We start from the raw sequence: 22,284 nt of genomic DNA on the forward strand, positions 1-22,284 counted from the left end.
GCAACCACCGGCGAACCTCCGGCGGCCGGGACACAACGGTCCCGAGTCCCGGCGGGGGTGGGGGGTCCGGGCCTCCCGCCCCCGTCACGTCGGAATAATCCCTGGCACCCTTCCCCGCGCCCTCCCTACACTCACGCACGTACCCGCGCCGCCCACGACCCGGGCGGTGCACCGTCGTGACGAACGAAGGGAGACGGCCATGCGTGACCGCACCGCTGCCACCGTCTCCCTGCCGCGCTACGAGGTGATCCTCGTGTCCTCGTCGCTCCGGTGCCCGCTGCGCGGCCGGCGCCGGATGGCCGGGACGAACGCCTGAAGAGCGCCTCAGCTCGCTGACATGACGTCAGTGAGCTGAGGCACGTCTGCACATCCGCCTCTCCCGGAATCGCGCTGCCCCTTTTCCCGATCGCCTCGAAAGGCCCTGGGCCGTGCGCACCAACCACAACCCGCTCGCCGCCGTCCGCAACCTCGGCATCCTCGCCCACGTCGACGCCGGCAAGACCACCGTCACCGAACGGATCCTGTTCGCCACCGGAACCACGCACAAGCGCGGCGAGGTCCACAACGGCACGACCGTCACCGACTTCGACCCGCAGGAGCGGGACCGGGGTATCACCATCTTCGCCGCGGCGGTGAGCTGCGCCTGGGACGGTCACCGGATCAACCTGATCGACACCCCGGGACACGTCGACTTCGCCGACGAGGTGGAGCGTGCGCTGCGCGTGCTCGACGGCGCGGTGGCCGTGTTCGACGCGGTGGCCGGGGTGGAGCCGCAGAGCGAGTCGGTGTGGCGGCAGGCCGACCGGCACGGCGTACCGAGGATCGCGTTCGTCAACAAGATGGACCGCGCCGGCGCCGACCTGGACGCGGCCGTCGCCTCGATCCGGGAGCGGCTGCACCCGGCCCCGCTGGTCGTGCAGTTGCCCATCGGCTCGGAGGACACCTTCACCGGAGTCGTCGACCTCGTACGCCTGCGCGCCCTGCTGTGGGCCGACGGCGATGCGGTCGCGGAAGTGCCGGTGCCGGACGGCCTCCGGGACGAGGCCCTGGCACGCCGCCGGGCGCTGGAGGAGGCCGTGGCGGAACTCCATCCGGGCGCCCTGGAGGAGTTCTGCGAGACGGGCACGCTCGGTGAGCGGACTCTCTCCGCGGCGCTGCGGGACCTCACCCGGGACGGCGACGGCGTGGTCGTGCTGTGCGGGTCCGCGTACCGCAACCGCGGTGTGGAGCCGCTGCTCGACGCGGTGGTGGCCTACCTGCCGTCGCCCCTGGACGTGCCGCCGGTCCGCGGCACCCACGAGGGCGACGAGCAGGAGCGGCCCGCCGACCCGGACGCACCGACGGCCGCTCTCGCGTTCAAGGTGCACGCCACGGCGACGGGCCGGCTGACCTACCTCCGGATCTACTCCGGGACGATCGAGAAGGGAGACACCCTGTGGGACGCGAGCGCGCGGCGCACCGAGCGCATCGGCCGCATCCTGCGCGTCCAGGCCGACCGGCACGCACCGCTGGACAGGGCGGTCGCCGGGGACATCGTCGCCGTCGTCGGGCTCAAGTCGGCCCGCGCCGGCTCGACCCTGTGCGCGCCGGACGCCCCGCTCGTGCTGGAACCGCCGGGCGTGCCCGAGCCGGTGGTGTCGGTCGCGGTCGAGTCCTGCGGGGCCGGCGACACCGACCGGCTGGCGTCCGGGCTGGCCCGGCTGACCGAGGAGGATCCCTCGCTGGTCGTGCGGACCGACCCGGAGACCGGGCAGACCGTGCTGTCGGGCATGGGTGAACTGCACCTGGAGGTGGCGGTGGAGAAACTCCGGCGCGAACTGGGCCTGGAGGTCAACGTCGGGCGTCCTCGGGTCAGTTACCGCGAGACCGTAGCCCGGGGCGTGTCCGGTCTGGTGTTCCGGCACGTCAAGCAGGACGGCGGGGCGGGGCAGTTCGCCCATGTCGTCCTCGACGTGGAGCCGTACGAGGAGGGCGGGTTCGCGTTCCGCTCGGCCGTCGTCGGCGGTCGCGTGCCGCAGGACTACGTCCGGGCGGTCGAGGCCGGCTGCCGGGACGCCCTCGCGGAAGGGCCGCTCGGCGGGCACCCGGTGACCGGGCTGCGCGTCACGCTCACCGACGGGGCGACCCATGTGAAGGACTCCTCGGACACGGCGTTCCGCACGGCAGGCCGGCTCGGCCTGCGCGAGGCCCTGCGCGCCTGCGCGATGGTCCTGCTGGAGCCGGTCGTCGAGGTCACGGTCACCGTGCCCGAGGACGCGGTGGGCGGCGTGCTCGGCGACCTCGCCGCCCGGCGCGGCCGGGTGACCGGCTCGGTCACCCGGGCGGGCGCGGCGGTCGTCACGGCCACCGTGCCGCTGGCCGAACTCTTCAGCTACGCGACCCGGTTGCGCAGCCGCACCCAGGGCCGTGGCACCTTCACGGCCCGGCCCACCGGCTACGCGCCGGCGCCGGTCGCGACGCCGGTGCGGTAGCGGGACGGCGGTCGGCCCTCCTCGGAAGCGGTCGGCCCTCCTCGGAAGCGGTCGGCCCTCCCCGGAAGGGGTCGGCCCTCCCGGAAGAGGAGGGCCGACCGGCCCGTTCATGGGCAGGACACCACCGTTGACGGCTGACATCCGGCGGATATCCGGTTGCCCCGGCCTCCACCCCCTGCGAACCTCGCCCCCATGCCCACCTTCACCGCTCCCGACGGCACCACCCTCGCCTACCACGCGACGGGGGACGGACCGCCTCTGGTCTGTCTCCCCGGTGGTCCGATGCAGGACTCGGTCTACCTGGGCGACCTGGGCGGCCTGACCGCCCACCGCACCCTGATCCGGCTGGACCTCCGGGGGACCGGCAGTTCGGCCGCGCCCCGGGACACGGCGTCGTACCGCTGCGACCGGCAGGTCGCCGATGTCGAGGCGCTGCGCGAAGAGCTGGGTCTGGAGCGGCTGGACCTGCTCGTGCACTCCGCCGGGGCCAATCTGGCCGCGCTGTACACGACCCGCCATCCGGACCGCGTGAACCGGCTCGCCCTGATCACGCCCAGTGTCTTCGCCGTCGGCCTCGGCATCACCGCCGAGGACCGCCTGGAGACGGCACGCCTGCGCCGGGACGAACCGTGGTTCGCCCCGGCGTACGCGTCCATGGAGGCCATCACGGCCGGCCGCGCGACCGACGGCGACTGGGACGCCGTCGCCCCGTTCTGGTACGGCCGCTGGGACGACGAGGCCCGGGCCTTCCGCGCGGCGGAGCAGCGACAGCGCAACGACGAGGCCGCCGCCTTGTACGCCTCCGACGGCGCCTTCGACCCCGACGGCACCCGGACCGCCCTTGCCGCGTTCCCCTCGCAGGTGCTCGTCCTCGCCGGGGAGTACGACGTGGCGGCACCCGAGCGTGTGATGAAGGAGTACGCGGGGCTGTTCCCGAGAGCCGAGCTGGTCGTGCAGGGCGGGGCGGGGCACTTCCCGTGGAGGGACGATCCGGAGCTGTTCGTGACGGCCCTGGCGGCCTTCCTGGATGAGACCGATGGTGTCGGCGGTCCCTGAAGCCGGGCGTCGGGACGTGCTCGGGGTCCACCTGTGCGGCCGGTATAGCGGACAAGACCGCGGACCGCGACGGCAGTTATGGTGTGTGCTGTAGATCACTCGCACGTTGGGGGCGGCAGCATGGGGCTGGAAAACGACAAGATTGTTTCTCAGGTCGAGAACCTGCTGCAGGGCAGGGTCGTCATTCCTTCCATCCAGCGCGACTTCGTCTGGATGCGGCCTGATGTACGTGATCTTTTCGATTCCCTCTACCGTGGTTACCCGGTCGGTGCCCTGCTGCTGTGGAAGACCAACCTGACCGTCCCCTTCAAGACCGCTGCTGTCGTCCAGGCCGACAAGTCGAAGCACCAGCCTCTCTATCTGCTGGACGGACAGCAGCGGTTGACCTCCCTCGCCTGGGTGTACCGGCCTGAGTCGAAGGCCGACGGCCGGCTCATCGACCTGCGCTTCGACGTGCGTACCGAGGAGTTCGTCAACCCGAGCGCCGTACAGCGCAAGGATCCGCTGCTGATCCCGGTATCGACGCTGCTGCAGGAAAACGTGCAGTTCTATCAGGTCCTCCTCAAGGCGGGGGTGCCGCTCGACGATCCGAACTTCGACGCGTGGACTCGACGGATGCAGAAGGTGAACAACATCCGGCATCACCAAATCGCCGTCATCACCTACGAGTCGGACGACTACGAGGAGGTCGCCGAGCTTTTCGCCCGACTGAACAAGGGCGGCCGACGGCTGTCCAAGGGCGACCTCGTGTACAGCGCCATCGCGGCTCGCTGGGCGGACGGCCTGGACACCATGGACTCCTTCCACCAGGAACTGCAGGACAGCAACTTCGCCCTGAACAGGGAAGCCGTCCTGCGCCTCATGAGTCTCCTCGCGGGAACCGGGGCCCATCACATCAAGCTCATCGGGGCCGAGGTGGACGAAGCCGCTCTGAAGGAGGCCTGGCAGGACACCGAGAGGGCCCTGCGCTTCGCCATCGACTTCCTGAAGGGCGAGTGCTCGATTCCCCGGTCCGAGGTGCTCTCGTCGCCGAACGTCACGATCGTGCCCGCCCTGCTGCTGCACCACCGGGACGGCAAGCTGCGTCCAGGAGAGGCCCAGTTGTTGCGCCGCTGGGTGTACACGGCGATGGCGTTCAGCCACTACTCACTGCAGGTGGAGGGCAAGCTCGATGCGGAGGCCAGGCTGATCAAGTCGCGCGAGGGTGAGGGCCTGTTCGCCGAGCTCATCCGCCGGGCCTCCGGCACCCGCTCGTTGGACAGCGCCCTGCACCCGAGGGATCTGGAGCAGAAGTACTCCACGCACCCCTTCTTCAAACTGCTCTACATCGCCGCGCTGCGGGGCACGGCACGGGACTGGGCGACCAACATCGCCATCAGTGACCAGCCGATGAACACCGGTGCCAATATCGAGTTCCACCACGTGTTCCCGCGCGCCCGGGTTCAGGGGACGTACGCGAAGGAAGAGTGGAACAGCCTCGCCAACCTGGCCTTCGTCACTGGCCAGACCAACAAGATGATCTCCGCGAGGCTGCCCGCCCAGTACATGGCGGAGATCGCGTCGGAACGCCTGGCCGAACAGTGGATCCCCGCGGAACCGGAGCTGTGGTCCCTCGACCGCTTCCCCGACTTCCTGGCCGCACGCCGGCGCATGCTGGCCAACGTCCTCAACGAGCTGTTGGGGCTTCCCCGCTACGACGCGCAGACCGCCCACCGGGACACCGACGAGCTGCCTGCCGACGAGGAGCTGATCGCGGAGGACCCGGCCGCGCCCACTTTGATCGGGGCGGAAGTCCAAGAGCTTCGTACGGAGCAGGGGGTCGAGATCCACGCGGACTACGAGGGCCGGCGTACCAACGCTTACTACGACCCCTCGTCCCGCACGGTGACGATTCCCTCCGGGCCTGGCCGCGGCGAGTACGAGACTCCCAGCGGGGCGGCAGTCGCCGTGGTGCACGCCCTCAACCCGCACGTCAATCCCAATCGCAACGGATGGTCGTTCTGGACCGTCACTGCCACGGGGCAACTGCTGCAGAGCATCCGTTAGCGAACAGCCCCTCTACTGAACTGCGCATCCGCAGGATGACCGAGCCGAGGCGCGCGTCGCCACCGACGGCACGACCCGGTGCGCCGTGTGCCCGGACCGAGCACGGCGCTCGACGTCCTCACTCCGCCTGCACCGCGAGGTAGCGGACCGGCCGGTCCGCTACCTTCGTGAGGAGTCCCTCCTGCGCGAGGTCCCGGAGGATCCGGCGGGTGTGCTTGTCCCGCGGCTCGTGCCCGGCGTCGCGCAGCGTGCGCAGGCCTCGTTCGGTGTCCCAGTAGCCGCCGTACGTCCGCACCGCCTGCTCGAGGTCGGCGCGCTGACTGGTGGCCGGTGTCGCTTCGGTCATTGTCTTGCCGCTCCTCAGACATGGTGGGCGATCGCGGTGGAGTGCGCCCGCCCGGTGCGGTGGGCCATGTTCGCAGAGACGCCGACGTGGGCGCACGACGAGTACCTCTGCCACACGCCCTCGGACACGGCACGTGTGCTCACCGAGCGCCCCGGACGCCTACGGCCCGGCCACCCGCTGGATGCTGTCGCCGCACGGCACCGGCCCGGTGAGATCCGGGTCGCCGAACTCCGCGCGCAGGCTCTGGAAGGCGCTCACCTTGTCTTCGCCGAAGCGGCGGACATGGGCGGCGTATTCGTCGGGGGAGAGGAACGCCGACGGCCTGGACTTGGTGTGGAACTTGTCGGCGTACATCACCAGCCTCTCCTCCTCCGTCACCGCAAGGTAGTCGGCGGGCGGGAGGGGCAGCCCCTGGCTCACGATGTCGTGGCGCGTGAGTCCCACCCCGGTGTGGTGGGAGCAGAAGCGGCGGAGAGTCTCGGGGAAACCCTCCGCTTCGAGGATCTCGTGGCCGAGTAGTCCGTGCCGGATGTAATTCTCGTGGTCCAGCCGTCCGTCGTCCCCGTAGAGGCGGTAGACGCCGATGTCGTGAAGCAGGCAGCCCGCGCGGACCAGTTCGGCATCGAGGTGAGCGAGGTGGGGCGCGGAGAGGAGCTGCTCGGCGACTCCCCAGACGATCTCGCAGTGCGTGTGGACGAGCGCGAACGCCTCGGCGGTGGGCGCGTGCTTCTCGTGCAGCGCTTGGATCTCTGCGGGGCCCGGAATCCTCACCGGAAGAGCGTAACAACCGCCGATCCCACTTGGTCGGCCAGTTCTCATTGGTCGGCCAGTTCCCATGCCGCCTGTTTCCACGCGATCGGGTGATGCTGCGGCACAGCGGGCACAGGCCGGCCTCGCGGGCCGTTCGAGCTGGTGACGGGGACCTCTCGTCCAATGTCATCACGGCAGCGGGAGCACACCATGAGCCTGCACTTCCACCGCAACCCCGACGGCACGACGACCGGGCGCAACGAAGCCAACGGCTTCACCGTGACGCATGCCGAAGAAGAAGAGGTGAAGAGGCAGTTGTACGAGGACGCCGGATGGGAGTACACGCCTCCACCGCCTCCGGTTCCACCAGGGTTCCATCGGTTCTCTTTGGTGCACGACGAGTTCCGGGCCTCCGGGTTCGGGGACGAGAGGTATGCGGGGCTCCAGGCGCGTCCGCCGGAGGGTTGCGTGCCGGTCGACTGGGGTTGCTTCGCCCTGGAGTGCGAGCGGCCGGGGAAGACGCTCATGGACGCGGTCGCCGGTACCGTCGCGGAGGTCCGCCGAGAGCACGGGCTGGTGATGAACAGCCTGGGTGTCGAGAAGCCCCAGGAATGGTTCGACGCGGACAACAAGAACGGATACGCGGCGAAGATCGTCGCGCACTTGGTGCTGATGGCCGCTGACCGCGCCAGACTGCTCGGATACGGGCGCAAGGACGTGGTCCGGCTACTCGATGCCACGGGGATCGAGTAGCCGGTGCGGTGCGTCAGCAGTCCCTGAACTCCGGGGACTGGTTCAGGATCTGGGACCGCGCGGAGGTGAAGCGCGCGTACCTCTCCCCGGTCCGCGCCTCCGGGCGGAACGCCGCCACGCGGTGGCAGTTCTGGAAGGCCAGCGTGATGCCGAAGTGGCGTTCCAGGCTGGTGCGGATCGCGTCGCTGGCGAGGGCGCGCAGGAGTTGGCCGCGCTCCTGTTCCGACGGGGGAGGGGTCTGGTTGTCGGTGAAGTCGGACCGGCCGTCGTGGAGTTCGGTGGCGAGGGAGGCGATCAGGTCGTAGGCGTAGGGGAGGGACGTGCGGACCGTGTCCACGAAGTCCTCCTCACGGATGTCGCCCTGCTCGGCTTCGGCGAGGAGCTTCGGGGAGACGTCGAGAGACATGGGGGAGTGTCGTCCTGTCTGGTCAGGGGGTGGGCCCGGTGCCCGGGACGTAGTCCGGGTCGACCTGCGCCGCCAGGTCCTCGCCCGTGCGGGCGTCCGCCCACGCTCGGGCGTTGCGCAGGTGGAACTCGACGGCGTGGCGGTGGAGCCGGTCCCAGTCGCGGGGGTGGGAGTCGACGGCCTCACGGAGGATGGTGAGGGCGTGGCGGTTGTGCGGTTCCAGGGAGTCCAGCGCGTCCGGGCCGCCCTCGGTGCGGCCCTGCTCGGCCGCGCGGACCCAGGGGGAGTGGACCAGGTAGGTCAGGAGATCGTCGCCCACCTGTTCCTTGAGGAAGAGGAGGTCGTCCTCGCCGGTCACCTTGTTGCCGACGACCGCGATGCGGATGCCGAACTGTTCCGCGTGCTCGCGGTACTGGCGGTAGACGGAGACGCCCTTGCGGGTGGGTTCCGCCACCAGGAAGGTGATGTCGAAGCGGGTGAACAGGCCCGAGGCGAAGGCGTCCGCGCCCGCCGTCATGTCGACCACGACGTATTCGCCGGGTCCGTCGGCCAGGTGGCCGAGGTACAGCTCGACCGCGCCCAGCTTGGAGTGGTAGCAGGCCACGCCCAGGTCGGACTCGTCGAACTCGCCCGTGACCATCAGCGGCACGCCGCCCGCCCGGCCGACGTGCCGGGCGTGCAGTTCGTCGTCGCCGAGTGGACGCAGGAGACGGGAGCCGCGTCCCGGGGGAGTCGTTTTGATCATCGCCTCACGGGAGGTGATGCGTGGGTTCGTGCCGCGCAAGAAGTCCTTGATCTCGGCCAGGTGCCGGCCCAGGGGAGGGGCGGACTCCTCCTCGCCGCCGAGCGCTTCGGCCAGGTGCTGGTTGATGTCGCCGTCGATGGCGAGGACCGGGGCGCCGGAGCGCGCCAGGTGGCGGGAGAAGAGTGCCGACAGCGTGGTCTTGCCGCTGCCGCCCTTGCCGACGAACGCGACCCTCACGACCGCTCCGCCGTTTTGAAAATGAATGTCATGTGGTTAGGTTTAGGGAGTGATCGTCGCCGCTGTCAAATTGCTTGCTCCAAACGGGATTTGCGGTGGCGTCCAACGGTGGGCCCCCGGCCGACCGGCACCTCTGCCGTGATGCATATGCTGTGCAAGTGCGTGAAGTGAGCATCAAGAGTCCGTTCCGGTTCCTCGCCGCCCTCGTCCTCGTCCCGGGCCTGGCCGGCTGTTTCGCCTCCCCCGGCGGGGAGTCGTCGTCGGACGGCGGGCAGCCGGGCTCGCGGCTGCGCGTCGCCCTCGCCTTCCCGCCCGCCGAGAACTTCTCGCCGTACGGAGCCGATGCCACGCTCCTCAGCCGGCTCGGTGTCACCGAGGGCCTGACCGCCCTGGACGCCAACGGTGCCGCGACCCCCGCGCTCGCCCAGTCCTGGCGCCGCGAGAACGACCGCACCTGGCGGTTCACCCTGCGCGAGGCCACCTTCCAGGACGGCACGGACGTCACCCCGTCCGCCGTGGCCGAGGCGCTCAACCGCGCCACGCAGGCGAAGCCCGTGCCCGCCGCCCTCGCCGGTGTCACCCTCGACGCCGAGGCTGACGGCAGCCGCGGCATCCGCCTCACCACCGCCGCGGCCGATCCCGTCCTGCCCATGCGCCTGTCCAGCCCCAGCCTGGCGATCCTCTCCCCGAAGGCGTACGAGAAGAAGGGCGCCCCCACGCCCGTCGGCACCGCCACCGGGCCCTTCGAGATCACCGAGGTCAACGGCGGCGGCTCGGCCGCCCTCGACCGCTTCGACGACTACTGGGGCGGCCGCGCCCACGCCTCGGGCATCGACGCACGCTTCGTCAAGGACGGCACCGCGCGCGCCAACGCCGTGCGCACCGGCGACGTCGACATCGCCGAGGCGATCCCCGTCGCCCAGGCCGCCACCCTCGACAAGGCGACCCTGAAGGAAGCCGGCACCACCCGCACGACCAGCCTGCACCTCAACACCAGGACCGGCCCCTTCAAGGACCCGGAACTGCGTGCCGCCGCCCGGGAGGCGATCGACTCCTCCGTCATCGTCAAGGGCGTCTTCGAGGGGTACGCCGACCCGGGCGCGGGCATTTACGGACCCGCCGTCACCTGGGCCGAGAGCAAGCGGATGAAGCCGACGGGGCGCGCTGACGCCGCCCGGCCCGACGGCACGCGGATCACCCTCGCCACCTACGACAACCGGCCCGAACTCCCCGAGGTCGCCCAGGTCGTGCAACAGCAGCTCGAGAAGGCCGGATTCGAGGTGAAGCTGCAGGTGCGCGAGTACTCGCGGCTGGAGAGCGACGCGCTGGAGGGGAAGTTCGACGCCTTCATCGGCGCCCGCAACAGCCTCCTGGACACCGGCGACCCCGTCGGCATCCTCGCCGGTGACTACACCTGTGACGGCGGCTACAACCTGGCCCTGCTGTGCGACGAGAAGGTCGACCGGGCCGTGAAGAAGGCCGACGGGACCGACGGCACGGGCGAGCGGCAGGACGCGGCCATGGCAGCGGAGGCCGCGGTTCTCGGTACGGACGCGGTCGTGCCACTGGCCCATCAGCAGATCATCGCCGGTGTCTCCACCGAGGTCAGGGGCGTCGTCCTCGACCCGTACGAGCGGACCCTGGTGGGCGCGGGGACGCGTCGCTGACCGATCGGTTCAGGCGGATCGGCTCACGCCGGCAGCTTCGTGTCGATCACGCAGCTGATCTCGACCGCCTGTCCGCGGAAGGTGAGTTCGGTGACGCCCAGGGCCGTGGCCACCGGGCGGTGGGTGCCGAAGTACGCGCGGTTGCCCTCCGCGATCACGTCGGCGTTCTTCACCAGGTCCACCACGTACAGCGTCTGGGAGACGATCTGGTTGCGCGTCACGCCGTAGTGGGCCAGGACCCTGTCGATGTTCACATACGTCTGCGCGAGCTGGGCGGCGACATCGTCCGCGGGGTCGAAGCCGCCCGCCTCGTCGAACGAGAGCTGTCCGGAGACGTGGATCAGATCGCCGGACCTGATCGCCTGCGCGTAGCCGAAGTGGGTCTCGGCCGGTATGGCGTGGTCGTAGACATCGATGGTGGTCATGGTTCCCGTCCTTCCGTCGAGCGCGCTTCCACGCTCTCTTGCGGTTACTCGGAAACCGTAGGAGAGTGACGGCCGACCTGGAAGAACGCACTTTTCAGTGACTGGGGAACCAGATGGTGACCAAGCAGGTGAGGGACGACCTGCCGGAGAACGCGGATCTGCGGCGGGCCGACTCCCTGGCACGGGAGATCTTCTCGGACGTGGCCAACAAGTGGGCGCTGCTGATCATCGAGGCCCTCGGTGAAGGCACTCTGCGCTTCAGCGAGTTGCGCGACGAGGTCGAGGGCGTCAGCCACAAGATGCTGACGCAGAACCTGCGGATGCTGGAGCGCAACGGCCTGGTGGACCGGAAGGTGCATCCCACCGTGCCGCCGAAGGTCGAGTACACGCTCACCGAACCGGGTCGGGCCCTGCGCGCCACGGTCGACCTGATCTGCGGCTGGACCCACCAGTACCTCGGGCACATCGAGTCGGCGCGCGGCCGGTTCGACGCCTGACCGGCCCGGGGCGTCAGCTCGCGACCAGTTCCCGCACCTGCCGCCGGGCCGGGGTCTTCTCGACCCGCGAGGTCCGGTACAGCCACAGCACATCCCGTCCGAACGACCACACCAGCAGGCCCAGAGCCAGGGCCGCGACCCCGAAGTTGGCGGCGTACGGCAGCAGGTCGGCGCCCGCCAGCAGCAGAAGCACGCCCTGGAGTGCCGCGACGGTCTTGCGGGCGGTGCTCGGCGGGAGTGCGGCGGTCAGCCAGGGCCAGACCCGGGCGGCGGCGACGAAGACGTACCGCATCCCGCCGATCAGCAGCACCCACGGGCCCAGTTGCATCGACACGTACACGCTCAGCACCAGGATCAGGAACGCGTCGACCTCCATGTCGAAGCGCGCGCCCAGCGGGGTCGAGGTGCCCGTGCGGCGGGCGACCTTGCCGTCGACACCGTCGAGGATCAGGGCCACCGCCGTCAGGCCCACGAACAGCGACACGGGCGGCGAGCTCTGGAAGGAGTCCGCGACCAGCGCGGTGACCCCGCCGACGAGGGTGGCCCGGCCGAGGGTGACCCGGTTCGCCGCACCGAACGAGCGCAGCCGGGAGCGGTGCAGGGCCCGGGAGAGCACCGCCCAGGTGGCGATCGCGAACGCGAGGCCGGTCAGCCAGCCCGCCGGGCCCATCCCGATCGCCGTACCGATCAGGGCCAGCAGCAGGATCTGCACTCCCGCCCCCACGGCGGTCTCCTGCTGGACGAGCCTCGCGTCGTAAGTGTTGTTCAGGGCCACCGAACACCCTCCGGCCGTGTGACAGAGTCGATCAACGCCGCTACCTTGTGCGCGGCCTGTGCACCCCTCGGTACGCAAGCAGCTTCCCGATCGTTCAGGAGGACTTCGATGAAGCACACCGGACGCGCGTTCTGGATCGACTCGCCCGGGCGAGGCGGCATCCGGGACGTCGCCCTGTCGGAGCCCGGCGAGGGCGAGGTGCTGGTCCGCGCGCTGTACTCCGGCGTGAGCCGCGGCACGGAGACACTGGTCTTCCGCGGCGGCGTGCCGGAAAGCCAGCACACGGCCATGCGGGCGCCGTTCCAGGAGGGCGACTTCCCGGGCCCGGTGAAGTACGGCTACCTCAACGTCGGTGTGGTGGAGGAGGGGCCCGAGGCCCTCGTCGGCCGTACGGTGTTCTGCCTCTACCCGCACCAGACCCGCTACGTCGTCCCGGCCGGCGCCGTCACGCCCGTACCCGACACCGTGCCGGCCGAACGGGCCGTCCTCGCGGGGACCGTGGAGACCGCCGTCAACGCCCTGTGGGACGCCGCGCCCCTGGTCGGCGACCGGATCGCCGTGGTCGGCGGAGGCATGGTCGGCTGCTCGGTGGCCGCCCTGCTCGCCCGGTTCCCCGGTGTCCGCGTCCAGTTGGTCGACGCCGACCCGGGCCGGGCGGACATCGCCAAGGCCCTGGGCGTCGGCTTCGCCTCCCCTCAGGACGCCCTCGGCGAGTGCGACCTGGTCGTCCACGCCAGCGCCACGGAGCAGGGCCTCGCCAGGTCCCTGGAACTCCTCACCGCCGAAGGGACCGTGCTCGAACTGAGCTGGTACGGCGACCGGCAGGTGAGCGTGCCGCTCGGCGAGGCCTTCCACTCCCGGCGGCTCGTCATCCGCTCCAGCCAGGTCGGCACCGTCTCCCCGGCCCGCCCGGGCCGCACCTACGCCGACCGGCTCGCCCTCGCCCTCGACCTGCTCGCCGACCCGGCCCTCGACGCCCTCATCACCGGCGAGTCCGCCTTCGAGGACCTGCCGGACGTGCTGCCGAGGCTCGCCTCCGGAGAGATCCCCGCGCTGTGCCACCGCGTCCGCTACGACCAGAGCGCCTGACCGGATACGGCCGGAGCGCCTGACCTGAGAGAAGTCGAGAGCGCCTGACCTGAGAAAAGACGTACCGGAGGCTGAACAGGGGAAGGCAAGGAGCCGTAATACACGGCATCCCCGGCAGCTGGAGCGGGGGAGCAGACGCGCCGCACCTGGAGGGTCGTCCGTTGTTCAGCATCACCGTCCGCGATCACATCATGATCGCCCACAGCTTCCGTGGCGAGGTCTTCGGACCGGCGCAGCGCCTGCACGGGGCCACGTTCCTCGTCGACGCCACGTTCCGGCGTGAACAGCTGGACGACGACAACATCGTCGTCGACATCGGCCTGGCGACCCAGGAACTCGGGGCGGTGGTCAGCGAGCTGAACTACCGCAACCTCGACAACGAGCCCGACTTCGCCGGAGTCAACACCTCCACGGAGTTCCTCGCCAAGGTCATCGCCGACCGGCTCGCCGAGCGCATCCACAAGGGCGCGCTGGGCGAGGGCGCCAAGGGCATCGCGGGCCTGACCGTCACGCTGCACGAGTCGCACATCGCCTGGGCGAGTTACGAGCGTGCGCTGTGACCGACACGACGATCGAACGGCCCGGGCAGAGCGGACCCGTGCCCGCGCGGCTGAACTATGTTCCCGTGCAGCATGCCGCCCTGAAGAACGCCGAGATCATCCCCATGTCCCTGCGCACCGTGCACTTCGTGCTCCCGGGCGGCGTCGACGACCCGGCGGCGCCGAGCGGCGGCAACGCCTACGACCGGCGCGTCTGCCTGGACCTGCCCGGCTTCGGCTGGCAGGTCACCAAGCACGCCGTGGCCGGTGACTGGCCCCGGCCGGGGGCGGCGGCCCGTACGGAACTCGCCCGCGCCCTGAGCGGCTTGCCCGACGGCGCCGTCGTCCTGCTCGACGGGCTGGTGGCCTGCGGCGTCCCGGAGATCGTCGTGCCGGAGGCGGAACGGTTGCGCATGGCCGTCCTCGTCCACCTCCCGCTCGGCGACGAGACCGGGCTCGACCCGGCCGTGGCCGCGGAACTCGACGCCAAGGAGCGGGCGGTGCTGCGGGCGGTGCCGGCGGTGGTCGCCACCAGCGAGTGGGCGGTCCGCCGTCTGGTCGCCCACCACGGCCTTCCCCCGGAGCGGGTGCACGTCGCGGCCCCCGGTGCCGACATCGCGCCGCTCGCGCCCGGCACCGACGGTGTCTCACGGCTGCTGTGCGTGGCCGCCGTGACCCCGCGCAAGGGACAGCACCGGCTGGTGGAGGCGCTGGCCACGGTGGCCGACCTGCCGTGGAGCTGTGTGTGCGTCGGCAGTCTCACCCAGGACCCGGAGTACGTCGCCCATCTGCGGTCCCTCATCGCCGAGCACGGCCTTCAGGACCGGCTGGAGCTGGCGGGCCCGCAGTCCGGCGCGGCGCTCGACGCCAGTTACGCCACCGCCGACCTGATGGTCCTCACCTCCTACGCCGAGACGTACGGCATGGCCGTGACCGAGGCACTCGCGCGCGGCATCCCGGTCATGGCCTCGGACGTCGGCGGACTCCCCGAGGCGGTCGGCCGCGCCCCCGACGGCGGTGTGCCCGGCATCCTCGTCCCGCCGGAGAACTCCGCCGCCATCGCCGCGGAGCTGCGCTGCTGGTTCGGAGAGGCGGACGTACGTCGTCGCCTCAAGGCCGCCGCCCGCAGCCGCCGCGCCGCCCTCGGCGGCTGGGCGACGACCGCACAGAGCCTGGCGACGGTACTGCGCCGGCTCCCGACCGACCCCCGGAGGGCCGCATGACGAACCCGGTGACGACCCAGCACAGCGGGACGATCCCGGCCCAGCCCGGACCGAGGGAGGCTGCCGAGTCGATGGACGGAGTGATTCCGGGTGCCGGTCCCAGTGGGAATCCCGGTGCCCGGCCCACCGTGAAGCTGCGTGAGGCCAACCCCGACGATCCGCCCCGTTACGCGCCCGAGTGGCTGGAGCTGCGGGAGCCGGCCGATGCCGCCGCGCGGGCGCACGATCTGCTCGACCCGTTGCGGATCCGGCTCGCCAACCTGCCCGGCAAGTCCGGCGGTGCAGTCATCCACGACCTCGGGTGCGGTACCGGGTCGATGGGCCGGTGGCTCGCCCCCTGCCTGGACGGCGCGCAGCACTGGATCCTGCACGACCGCGACCCCTACCTGCTGCACTTCGCCGCCGTCGCCTCCCCGCGCTCCGCGGCCGACGGCAGCCGGGTCACCGTGGAGACGCGGCGCGGTGACGTCGCCCGCCTCACCGCGGACGCCCTGCACGGCGCGTCCCTGGTGACGGCGTCCGCACTGCTGGACGTCCTCACCCGCGAGGAGATCGACGCCCTCGCCGCCGCCTGCGCCGGAGCCGGCTGCCCCGCCCTGCTGACGCTGTCCGTCGCGGGCCGCGTGGAGCTGACGCCGTCCCATCCGCTGGACCCGGAGATCGCCCAGGCGTTCAACGACCACCAGCGCCGCGACGGTCTGCTCGGTCCGGACGCGGTGACGGCGGCGACCGAGGCGTTCTCCGAGCACGGCGCGACCGTACGGCTGCATCCGAGCCCCTGGCGGCTCGGCCCCGAGCAGGCAGCGCTCACCGAGCAGTGGCTGCGCGGCTGGGTCGGCGCCGCCGTCGAACAGCGCCCCGACCTGCGCGCCCGGGCCGACGCCTACCTGGCCGAACGCCTGGCCGCCTGCGCCGCAGGCCGGCTGCGCGTCACCGTCCACCACACCGACCTCCTGGCCCTGAACCGCCCGGCGGGCGGAGCGTCATGAGCCCGCAGGCGACGGGAACGGCGGAGGTGCCGCGGGGTGCGCCGACGGCCGTGTGCGAGCGGCCGACGCCCCTCGACGCACCGTGGTTGCCGGAAACCGGCGGCGACCCGGGTCCGTCCACTGCGTCGGCCACCCCCTGCGGCAACGCGGCCGACGCCACCGCCGCTTCGTCTCCCCGTCGCCCGGTCCGTACCGCCCTCGCCCGCCTCGGCTCCCCCAAGGTCCGTACGCATCTCGGCACCCTCGCCGGCGTCGTCATCCTCGGCGTACTGCTCTGGCGGCTCGGCACCGGCGTCTTCCTGGACGGACTGGGCCGGATCGACACCGTGTCGGTGCTGCTCGCACTCGGGATCGGGCTCGTCACCACCGTGTTCAGCGCGTGGCGCTGGGCGCTCGTGGCCCGGAGCCTCAGGATCCGGCTGCCGTTCGGACCGGCCGTCGCCGACTACTACCGGGCGCTGTTCCTGAACGCGGCGCTGCCCGGCGGGGTGCTCGGCGACGTGCACCGGGCGGTACGGCACGGGCAGAGCGAGGGGGATGTGCGGCGGGGCGTGAAGGCCGTCGTCCTCGAACGGGCCGCCGGACAGATCGCGTTGTTCGCCGTCGGAGCCGTGGTCCTGCTGACCATGCCGTCGCCGGTGCTGGCCCAGGCCCGGCACATCGCCCCGCTCGCGGCCCTGGCCGCACTCGGCGCGGTCGCCGTCGTCCTCGCCCTGCGCATGAACCGCGCGGCGCCCTCCCGCCGGGGCCGGGCGCTGCGCGCCATGCTCGCCGAGGCCCGCGAGGGGCTGCTGTCCCGACGCAACGGGCCCGGAGTCGTCGTCTCCTCCGTGGTCGTCCTGGCGGGCTACGTCGCCATGTTCGTCCTGGCCGCCCGCGTCGCCGGAGCCGCCGCCTCCGTGGCCGTACTGGTGCCGCTCGCGGTCCTCGCGCTGCTGGCCATGGGCCTGCCGCTGAACGTCGGCGGGTGGGGACCGAGGGAGGGCGTCACCGCCTGGGCGTTCGGCGCCGCGGGCCTGGGCGCCGGCCGGGGACTCGCCGTCGCGGTGGTCTACGGGGTGCTCAGCCTCGTGGCGAGCCTGCCCGGCCTGGTCGTGCTCGTCGCCCGCTGGTACGCGGGCCTGCGCGCCGGGGCCGAGTCCGCCTCACCGGCCCCTGGACCCGGCCCCGCGACCGTGCCTGACTACTCGTCGGAGGTCAGCAGCGAGAAATACGTCCCGAAGGAATCCGCCAGGCTCGCAAGGAGTTCCTTCCCCTTTTCCGTCGAACCCAGTGAAGGACGGCCGATGACACCGGAATCGGTATAGCCGGACATGCCGAGGGTGAGCAGATGACGCCGGTCGTCAGCGACAAAATCGGAAGTCTCATAACCGGGTCGGAGCATTTCGGGATGAGCGTGCAGAAGGATGGAGGTCTCTATTTCCCCCGCGTGCATGTCGGTGAGCAGCGAGGTGACCACACCCGCCCGCTCCCGCGCCGCCTCCCAGTCCTCCGGGGCCGGGAACAGCGCCATCCGCTCGCCGCGGGCGGAGGATTCCTGGACGACGTTGCCCAGTACGTAGTTTCCGCCGTGCCCGTTGACCACCACCAGGGCGTCGACGCCGGACCGGCGGAGCGAAGCCGCTATGTCCCGTACCACCGCATGAAGGGTCACCGAGGAGATGCTCACGGTCCCCGGCCAGGCCGCGTGCTCGTGCGAGCACGAGATCGTCACCGGAGGAAGGAGGTGCACCGGGTACGCGCCGGCTATCTCCCGCGCGACGGCACAGGCGACGAGCGTGTCGGTCGCCAGCGGGAGATACGGACCGTGCTGCTCGAAGCTCCCCACGGGAAGCACCGCGACCTGCCGTGAGACACCGGCGCCCCGCGTCCGTACGTCTTCCGTGGTGTCCGCCGGCACCAAGTCACTCATAACGTCACGGCCTTTCGTCTCTGCTTAGGAACTCGAGAATCATGACAGAAAAAATTGGCGTACTCGGCAAGAAGTCACCGCAGCGGACCGGCGTGGAACGCGTTGTGAATGCGCCCTTGCCCACCGTGTACGGGAAATTCCAGGCGGTCGGCTACCTGGACCACGACCGCGGTGACGAACAGGTGGCGCTGGTCTACGGCGACCTCGGCACGGACGACGTGCTCATCCGGCTGCACTCGGAGTGCCTGACCGGCGACGCCTTCGGCTCCCAGCACTGCGAGTGCGGGGACCAGCTCGACGCAGCCCTGCGCGCGGTCGTCGCCGAGGGCGCCGGTGTCGTCGTCTACCTCAGAGGGCATGAAGGCCGCGGCATCGGCCTGCTCGCCAAGCTGCGCGCGATGGCACTCCAGGCGGAGGGCCTGGACACCGTCGAGGCCAACCTCGCCCTCGGCCTGCCGGTGGACGCCCGCGACTACGGCGTGGCCGCCCGGATCCTGGAGGACCTGGGCGTCAGGTCCGTCCGCCTGATGTCCAACAACCCGCGCAAGCGCGAGGCGCTGGTCGACCACGGCATCGAGGTCGCCGAGCAGGTGCCGCTGCTGATCCCGCCGTGCGAGAACAACATCACCTATCTGCGCACCAAGCGGGAGCGCCTCGACCACCACCTGCCCCACCTCGACGCGGTGGTCAGCTCCTCCTGAAGGGGTTCGGGCAGGTTCCGGTGGCCCGCGACGTGAACCGGACGCATTCGTACGCGACCCGCGGGCGGGCCGCGTACGCTGCGTGGACGTCCGTCCCCTGAGCGTCGGCCCGCAGCGGCCGACGCCTCACGTCCGGAGGCCCACCTGGTATGACCGAGCTCCATCTGTGGCTGCGCCACGAGGCCCGAACGACCGAGCGACGCACACCGGTCGTGCCCGACGACGCCCGGCGGCTCGTCGAGAACGGAGTGGCACTGACCGTCGAGGACTCCCCGCAGCGGGTCTTCCCGATCGAGGAGTACGAGGCGGCCGGCTGCCGCGTCGCCCCCGCGGGCTCGTGGGTCTCGGCCCCGCGGGACGCCGTCGTGCTCGGCCTGAAGGAACTGCCCGGAGAACCGGCCGAACTGACGCACCGGCACATCTTCTTCGGCCACGCCTACAAGGGCCAGCCCGGGGCGGCCGGACTGCTGCGCCGGTTCGCCGCCGGGGGCGGGGCGCTGTTCGACCTGGAGTACCTGGTCGACGACACCGGGCGGCGCCTCGCCGCGTTCGGGTTCTGGGCCGGCTACCTGGGCGCGGCCCTCGCGGTGCTCCAGCACCGCGGCCGGCTGCGGGCACCGCTGACGCCCACGACGAAGGAGGCGCTGGACGAGACGCTGAAGCCCGCGGCGGACGACACCGAGTTCACCGGTCTGGTCATCGGCGCCCTGGGACGCAGCGGCCGCGGTGCCCGGGCGGCCTTCGCCACCGCCGGTTCCGACCCGTCCTGCTGGGACCTCGCAGAGACCCGCGATCTGGACCGCCGCGCCCTGCTGGAGCACGACGTGATGGTGAACGCGGTGCTCGCCACCAGCCCGGTCCCGCCCTTCCTCCGCGAGCAGGACCTCGACACCCGAGGCCGCCGCCTGCGCACCCTGTGCGACGTGACGTGCGACGTCGGCTCCCCGCTCAACGTCCTTCCGGTGTACGACGAGACCACCGACTGGGACGAGCCCGTCCGACGGCTGCGCGAGGACCCCCCGCTCGACCTGATCGCCATCGACAACCTGCCCTCCCTGCTGCCGCTGGAGTCCAGCGCCGACTTCTCGGCCGCCCTCCTGCCCCACCTGCTCGGTTTCGGCGTCACCGGGCCCTGGGGACGCTGTCTGGACCGGTTCCGTCAGGCATGCCGTGAACACGGCCTCGACAAGGGGGAGATCCTTGACCACTGACCCGGTACCCGCGAGCGGCACCGTCCACTGGATCGGCGCCGGCCTGTCCACGGGCAGCGGCCTGGCCGCGCTGTGCGACACGGCCGAGCGCGTACGGCTCTGGCACCGCACCGAGAGCCGCGCGGCCGACGCCCTCGACCGGCTGGGCCTGGCAGGACGGGCCGAGCCCCGCGCGTACGCGCTGCCCGCCCTCGCCGCCGAACTGGCGCCCGGGGACGTCGTGGTGTCCATGCTGCCCGCGCCGGAGCACGCGCCGCTGCTCGCCGAGTGCGTCCGGCTCGGGGCGCACTTCGCCTGCTCCAGCTATGTGTCCCAGGCGGTCCTCGACCAGGTGCCCGCGGCGGAGAAGGCCGGGGTCGTCGTCCTCACCGAGGCCGGGCTCGACCCGGGTATCGACCACCTCTTCGCCCACGCACTCGTCGCCCGCGCCCGGGAGGCGATCGGCGACGAGACGCCCGCCTCGTACACCCTCACGTCGTACTGCGGCGGCGTCCCGGCCGTCCCGAACGACTTCACGTACCGCTTCAGCTGGGCACCGGCCGGGGTTCTGGGCGCCCTGCGTTCCCCGGCCCGTTACATCGAGGGCGGCGCCGAGACGGTCGCCGACCGCCCCTGGGAGGCGACCCGGCGGCACGTCGTCGACGGGGAGGCCTTCGAGGTCTACCCCAACCGCGACAGCGTCCCCTTCGTCGAGCAGTACGGACTGCCGGACGCCTGGACACCGCGCACGTTCGTACGCGGCACCCTGCGTCTGGCGGGCTGGCTGCGCGCCTGGGACGGCGTTTTCGAGGAGCTGAAGAGGGGCGACGACGCGCGGATCACCGCCCTGGCCCAGGAGTTGGCCGCCGCCTACCCCACCACGGACGACGACCACGACCGGGTCGTCCTCGCCGTGTCGCTGGACGTCCGGGCCGAGACCGGGCGGACCTGGGCTGGCGGCTACCTTCTGGACCTGGTGGGTGACGCCCGGGAGAGCGCGATGGCCCGCTGTGTCTCGCGCACCCTCGCCCTGGGCGTCCGCCACGTCCTGGACGGCTCGCTGCCACCGGGCCTGAACCGGGCCGCCGAGACGGCGGCCCGGGCAGAACAGTGGCTGCGGGAACTGGCCCGGGACGGCCTCGAGTTCACGCTCCGCGTCGACGGGTAGCGGGGGTCAGCCCGACACGGCCTCGTGGACGAACTTCTTGAGGTCGCGGAACACGGTGTGGGAGGACCTCGGCCGCACCTGCGTCATGAACTGCACCGTCAGGTCGCGGCCCGGGTCGACCCAGAACGTCGTCGTGGCCACCCCGCTCCAGCCGTACGCGCCGAGCCCGGAGGGCGCCTGCGTGCGGGACGGGTCGATCACCACGGAGACGTTGAGCCCGAAGCCGACCCCCTCGTTGCCGGGCTCGTCGTGGGCCGGGCGGCTGCCGAAGGCACGCAGATCGGCGCCGCCGGGCAGATGGTTGCGGGTCATCAGGTCCACCGTCCGAGGGGCGAGCAGCCGGACGCCGTCGAGCTCGCCCCGGCGGCGCAGCAGCTCCATGAAGCGGTGGTAGTCGTGGGCGGACGCCACCATGCCGCCACTGCCGGACAGGAACCGAGGCCGGCCGCCGCGCAGCGGCAGCCCGGCGATCCGCTCGATGCCGCCGCCCTCCTTCTCCCCGTACATCTCGGACAGCCGGGGCGCCTGCTCGTCCGTGACGTGGAACCCCGCGTCCGTCATGCCGAGCGGCCCGAAGATCCGCTCGGCGCAGAACACGTCGAGCGGCTGTCCCGACACGACCTCGATGATCCGGCCCAGGACGTTGCTCGCCACCGAGTAGTTCCACTGCGTGCCCGGCTCGAACTGCAACGGCAGGCTCGCGTACACCTCGATCGTCTCGGCCAGGTCCGCGCCCGGCGGCACCGACGACTCCAGACCGGCCTCGCGGTACAGGGCGTCCACCGGGTGGGTGTGGTAGAAGCCGAAGGTCAGGCCCGAGGTGTGGGTCATCAGGTGCCGGACGAGTATCGGGCCGGCGGCCGGGCGGGTTCTGACGTCGGCCCCGGAGCCGCCGACGTAGACCTCGGGGTCGGCGAAGGCCGGCAGGTGGTCGGCGACCGGGTCGTCCAGCGACAGCCGGCCCTCCTCGACCAGCAGCAGCGCGGCGACCGCGGTGACCGGTTTCGTCATGGAGTAGACCCGCCACAGCGTGTCCGGCTCGACGGGCTGCCCGGCCGCGAGGTCACGCAGGCCGTGTGTCGTGAGGTGGGCGATGCGTCCGGCGCGGGCGACGGAGACGAGGAAGCCCGGCAGCCGGCCTTCCTCGACGAGACCGGCGAAGTGCCGGTCCAGGCGGCCCAGCGCCGCCGGATCCAGCCCGGCCTCACCCGGGTCGACCTCTTGTCGCAGCTGTGCCATCGATCGTCCTCCGTCGCGCTCGTCGAGGTGAGTTCCGGCATACCCCGACCGGACCGCCTC

Annotated in this window: 21 protein-coding genes and 1 pseudogene; 14 read left to right on the top strand and 8 right to left on the bottom strand. The window is 71.5% G+C overall.

Annotated elements, in window-relative coordinates:
- The first annotated feature begins 428 nt into the window (after positions 1 to 428).
- The 3 genes from fusA (at position 429) to ACH4G3_RS04515 (ending at position 5,573) form a co-directional block, all read left to right on the top strand.
- Entirely contained in the window at positions 429 to 2,471 is a 2,043-nt protein-coding gene (gene fusA, locus ACH4G3_RS04505) for an elongation factor G (RefSeq protein WP_397623040.1), read from the top strand.
- A gap of 192 nt (positions 2,472 to 2,663) precedes the next feature.
- Complete coding sequence (locus ACH4G3_RS04510) at positions 2,664 to 3,527, top strand: alpha/beta fold hydrolase (RefSeq protein WP_397623041.1); 864 nt, start codon at positions 2,664 to 2,666, stop codon at positions 3,525 to 3,527.
- A gap of 120 nt (positions 3,528 to 3,647) precedes the next feature.
- Positions 3,648 to 5,573 carry a GmrSD restriction endonuclease domain-containing protein gene (locus tag ACH4G3_RS04515; RefSeq protein ID WP_397623042.1) on the top strand — a complete coding sequence of 642 codons (1,926 nt, stop codon included), beginning with the start codon at positions 3,648 to 3,650 and terminating at the stop codon, positions 5,571 to 5,573.
- A gap of 118 nt (positions 5,574 to 5,691) precedes the next feature.
- Here the strand turns inward: ACH4G3_RS04515 and ACH4G3_RS04520 are convergent, their stop codons facing one another.
- A complete protein-coding gene (locus ACH4G3_RS04520; protein WP_397623043.1) occupies positions 5,692 to 5,919 on the bottom strand; it encodes a hypothetical protein in 228 nt (75 codons plus the stop codon).
- A gap of 159 nt (positions 5,920 to 6,078) precedes the next feature.
- Positions 6,079 to 6,690: an HD domain-containing protein gene (locus tag ACH4G3_RS04525; protein WP_397623044.1), complete on the bottom strand. Its 612-nt coding sequence runs from the start codon at positions 6,688 to 6,690 to the stop codon at positions 6,079 to 6,081.
- Between the two features lie 189 nt (positions 6,691 to 6,879).
- Between ACH4G3_RS04525 and ACH4G3_RS04530 the strand changes: the two genes are divergently transcribed.
- Positions 6,880 to 7,422: a hypothetical protein gene (locus ACH4G3_RS04530; RefSeq protein WP_397623045.1), complete on the top strand. Its 543-nt coding sequence runs from the start codon at positions 6,880 to 6,882 to the stop codon at positions 7,420 to 7,422.
- Positions 7,423 to 7,435: 13 nt separating this feature from the next.
- On the opposite strand, the gene ACH4G3_RS04535 is transcribed toward ACH4G3_RS04530, so the two are convergent.
- Entirely contained in the window at positions 7,436 to 7,828 is a 393-nt protein-coding gene (locus ACH4G3_RS04535) for an SCO5389 family protein (RefSeq protein WP_397623046.1), read from the bottom strand.
- 22 nt (positions 7,829 to 7,850) lie between these two features.
- The gene (locus ACH4G3_RS04540; RefSeq protein ID WP_397623047.1) at positions 7,851 to 8,810 is read right to left on the bottom strand and encodes an ATP-binding protein; all 960 of its coding nucleotides are present in this window, start codon (positions 8,808 to 8,810) and stop codon (positions 7,851 to 7,853) included.
- A gap of 167 nt (positions 8,811 to 8,977) precedes the next feature.
- Between ACH4G3_RS04540 and ACH4G3_RS04545 the strand changes: the two genes are divergently transcribed.
- A complete protein-coding gene (locus ACH4G3_RS04545; protein WP_397623381.1) occupies positions 8,978 to 10,477 on the top strand; it encodes an ABC transporter substrate-binding protein in 1,500 nt (499 codons plus the stop codon).
- Between the two features lie 23 nt (positions 10,478 to 10,500).
- Here the strand turns inward: ACH4G3_RS04545 and ACH4G3_RS04550 are convergent, their stop codons facing one another.
- Positions 10,501 to 10,902, bottom strand: coding sequence for a RidA family protein (locus tag ACH4G3_RS04550; RefSeq protein WP_397623048.1), 402 nt, complete (start codon positions 10,900 to 10,902; stop codon positions 10,501 to 10,503).
- A gap of 113 nt (positions 10,903 to 11,015) precedes the next feature.
- Between ACH4G3_RS04550 and ACH4G3_RS04555 the strand changes: the two genes are divergently transcribed.
- Positions 11,016 to 11,399, top strand: a complete 384-nt coding sequence (locus ACH4G3_RS04555) for a winged helix-turn-helix transcriptional regulator (protein ID WP_020274346.1) — start codon at positions 11,016 to 11,018, stop codon at positions 11,397 to 11,399.
- Between the two features lie 13 nt (positions 11,400 to 11,412).
- Here the strand turns inward: ACH4G3_RS04555 and ACH4G3_RS04560 are convergent, their stop codons facing one another.
- On the bottom strand, positions 11,413 to 12,174 hold the full coding sequence (locus ACH4G3_RS04560; protein WP_397623049.1) for a CDP-alcohol phosphatidyltransferase family protein: 762 nt from the start codon (positions 12,172 to 12,174) through the stop codon (positions 11,413 to 11,415).
- Positions 12,175 to 12,282: 108 nt separating this feature from the next.
- Here ACH4G3_RS04560 and ACH4G3_RS04565 point away from each other — a divergent pair, with 108 nt between their 5' ends.
- From ACH4G3_RS04565 to ACH4G3_RS04585, 5 genes are all read left to right on the top strand, one after another.
- Positions 12,283 to 13,263 carry a zinc-dependent alcohol dehydrogenase gene (locus ACH4G3_RS04565; RefSeq protein WP_397623050.1) on the top strand — a complete coding sequence of 327 codons (981 nt, stop codon included), beginning with the start codon at positions 12,283 to 12,285 and terminating at the stop codon, positions 13,261 to 13,263.
- A gap of 161 nt (positions 13,264 to 13,424) precedes the next feature.
- Positions 13,425 to 13,823, top strand: a complete 399-nt coding sequence (locus tag ACH4G3_RS04570; RefSeq protein ID WP_243378660.1) for a 6-pyruvoyl trahydropterin synthase family protein — start codon at positions 13,425 to 13,427, stop codon at positions 13,821 to 13,823.
- Positions 13,820 to 15,025, top strand: a complete 1,206-nt coding sequence (locus ACH4G3_RS04575) for a glycosyltransferase family 4 protein (RefSeq protein ID WP_397623051.1) — start codon at positions 13,820 to 13,822, stop codon at positions 15,023 to 15,025. Before ACH4G3_RS04570 ends, ACH4G3_RS04575 begins: the two co-directional genes overlap by 4 nt.
- Positions 15,022 to 16,014 carry a class I SAM-dependent methyltransferase gene (locus ACH4G3_RS04580; RefSeq protein ID WP_397623052.1) on the top strand — a complete coding sequence of 331 codons (993 nt, stop codon included), beginning with the start codon at positions 15,022 to 15,024 and terminating at the stop codon, positions 16,012 to 16,014. Before ACH4G3_RS04575 ends, ACH4G3_RS04580 begins: the two co-directional genes overlap by 4 nt.
- A complete protein-coding gene (locus ACH4G3_RS04585; protein ID WP_397623053.1) occupies positions 16,011 to 17,321 on the top strand; it encodes a lysylphosphatidylglycerol synthase domain-containing protein in 1,311 nt (436 codons plus the stop codon). The genes ACH4G3_RS04580 and ACH4G3_RS04585 overlap by 4 nt, the downstream gene beginning before the upstream one ends.
- Here the strand turns inward: ACH4G3_RS04585 and ACH4G3_RS04590 are convergent.
- Positions 17,204 to 17,926: pseudogene (locus ACH4G3_RS04590) on the bottom strand (creatininase family protein); the annotation flags it as partial. The gene ACH4G3_RS04585 and the pseudogene ACH4G3_RS04590 overlap by 118 nt on opposite strands.
- Before the next feature lie 41 nt (positions 17,927 to 17,967).
- Here ACH4G3_RS04590 and ribA point away from each other — a divergent pair.
- The 3 genes from ribA (at position 17,968) to ACH4G3_RS04605 (ending at position 20,985) form a co-directional block, all read left to right on the top strand.
- A complete protein-coding gene (ribA, locus tag ACH4G3_RS04595; RefSeq protein ID WP_397623054.1) occupies positions 17,968 to 18,627 on the top strand; it encodes a GTP cyclohydrolase II in 660 nt (219 codons plus the stop codon).
- Positions 18,628 to 18,776: 149 nt separating this feature from the next.
- Positions 18,777 to 19,838, top strand: coding sequence for a saccharopine dehydrogenase (locus ACH4G3_RS04600; protein WP_397623055.1), 1,062 nt, complete (start codon positions 18,777 to 18,779; stop codon positions 19,836 to 19,838).
- Positions 19,828 to 20,985 carry a saccharopine dehydrogenase family protein gene (locus tag ACH4G3_RS04605; protein ID WP_397623056.1) on the top strand — a complete coding sequence of 386 codons (1,158 nt, stop codon included), beginning with the start codon at positions 19,828 to 19,830 and terminating at the stop codon, positions 20,983 to 20,985. The genes ACH4G3_RS04600 and ACH4G3_RS04605 overlap by 11 nt, the downstream gene beginning before the upstream one ends.
- Positions 20,986 to 20,991: 6 nt before the next feature.
- Here ACH4G3_RS04605 and ACH4G3_RS04610 read toward each other — a convergent pair whose 3' ends face one another.
- Positions 20,992 to 22,224, bottom strand: coding sequence for a serine hydrolase domain-containing protein (locus tag ACH4G3_RS04610; protein WP_397623057.1), 1,233 nt, complete (start codon positions 22,222 to 22,224; stop codon positions 20,992 to 20,994).
- Between the last annotated feature and the right edge of the window lie 60 nt (positions 22,225 to 22,284).

The sequence above is a fragment of the Streptomyces afghaniensis genome (assembly GCF_044327915.1).
Taxonomy (GTDB): Bacteria; Actinomycetota; Actinomycetes; order Streptomycetales; family Streptomycetaceae; genus Streptomyces; species Streptomyces afghaniensis.

What these genes read in the sequence shown, in the direction of transcription:
- ACH4G3_RS04510 (WP_397623041.1), top strand. Translation starts at nt 2,664, where the DNA reads ATGCCCACCTTCACCGCTCCCGACGGCACCACCCTCGCCTACCACGCG.
- ACH4G3_RS04515 (WP_397623042.1), top strand. Translation starts at nt 3,648, where the DNA reads ATGGGGCTGGAAAACGACAAGATTGTTTCTCAGGTCGAGAACCTGCTG.
- ACH4G3_RS04520 (WP_397623043.1), bottom strand. Translation starts at nt 5,919, where the DNA reads ATGACCGAAGCGACACCGGCCACCAGTCAGCGCGCCGACCTCGAGCAG.
- ACH4G3_RS04530 (WP_397623045.1), top strand. Translation starts at nt 6,880, where the DNA reads ATGAGCCTGCACTTCCACCGCAACCCCGACGGCACGACGACCGGGCGC.
- ACH4G3_RS04535 (WP_397623046.1), bottom strand. Translation starts at nt 7,828, where the DNA reads ATGTCTCTCGACGTCTCCCCGAAGCTCCTCGCCGAAGCCGAGCAGGGC.
- ACH4G3_RS04550 (WP_397623048.1), bottom strand. Translation starts at nt 10,902, where the DNA reads ATGACCACCATCGATGTCTACGACCACGCCATACCGGCCGAGACCCAC.
- ACH4G3_RS04555 (WP_020274346.1), top strand. Translation starts at nt 11,016, where the DNA reads ATGGTGACCAAGCAGGTGAGGGACGACCTGCCGGAGAACGCGGATCTG.
- ACH4G3_RS04565 (WP_397623050.1), top strand. Translation starts at nt 12,283, where the DNA reads ATGAAGCACACCGGACGCGCGTTCTGGATCGACTCGCCCGGGCGAGGC.
- ACH4G3_RS04580 (WP_397623052.1), top strand. Translation starts at nt 15,022, where the DNA reads ATGACGAACCCGGTGACGACCCAGCACAGCGGGACGATCCCGGCCCAG.
- ACH4G3_RS04585 (WP_397623053.1), top strand. Translation starts at nt 16,011, where the DNA reads ATGAGCCCGCAGGCGACGGGAACGGCGGAGGTGCCGCGGGGTGCGCCG.
- ribA (WP_397623054.1), top strand. Translation starts at nt 17,968, where the DNA reads ATGACAGAAAAAATTGGCGTACTCGGCAAGAAGTCACCGCAGCGGACC.
- ACH4G3_RS04600 (WP_397623055.1), top strand. Translation starts at nt 18,777, where the DNA reads ATGACCGAGCTCCATCTGTGGCTGCGCCACGAGGCCCGAACGACCGAG.
- ACH4G3_RS04610 (WP_397623057.1), bottom strand. Translation starts at nt 22,224, where the DNA reads ATGGCACAGCTGCGACAAGAGGTCGACCCGGGTGAGGCCGGGCTGGAT.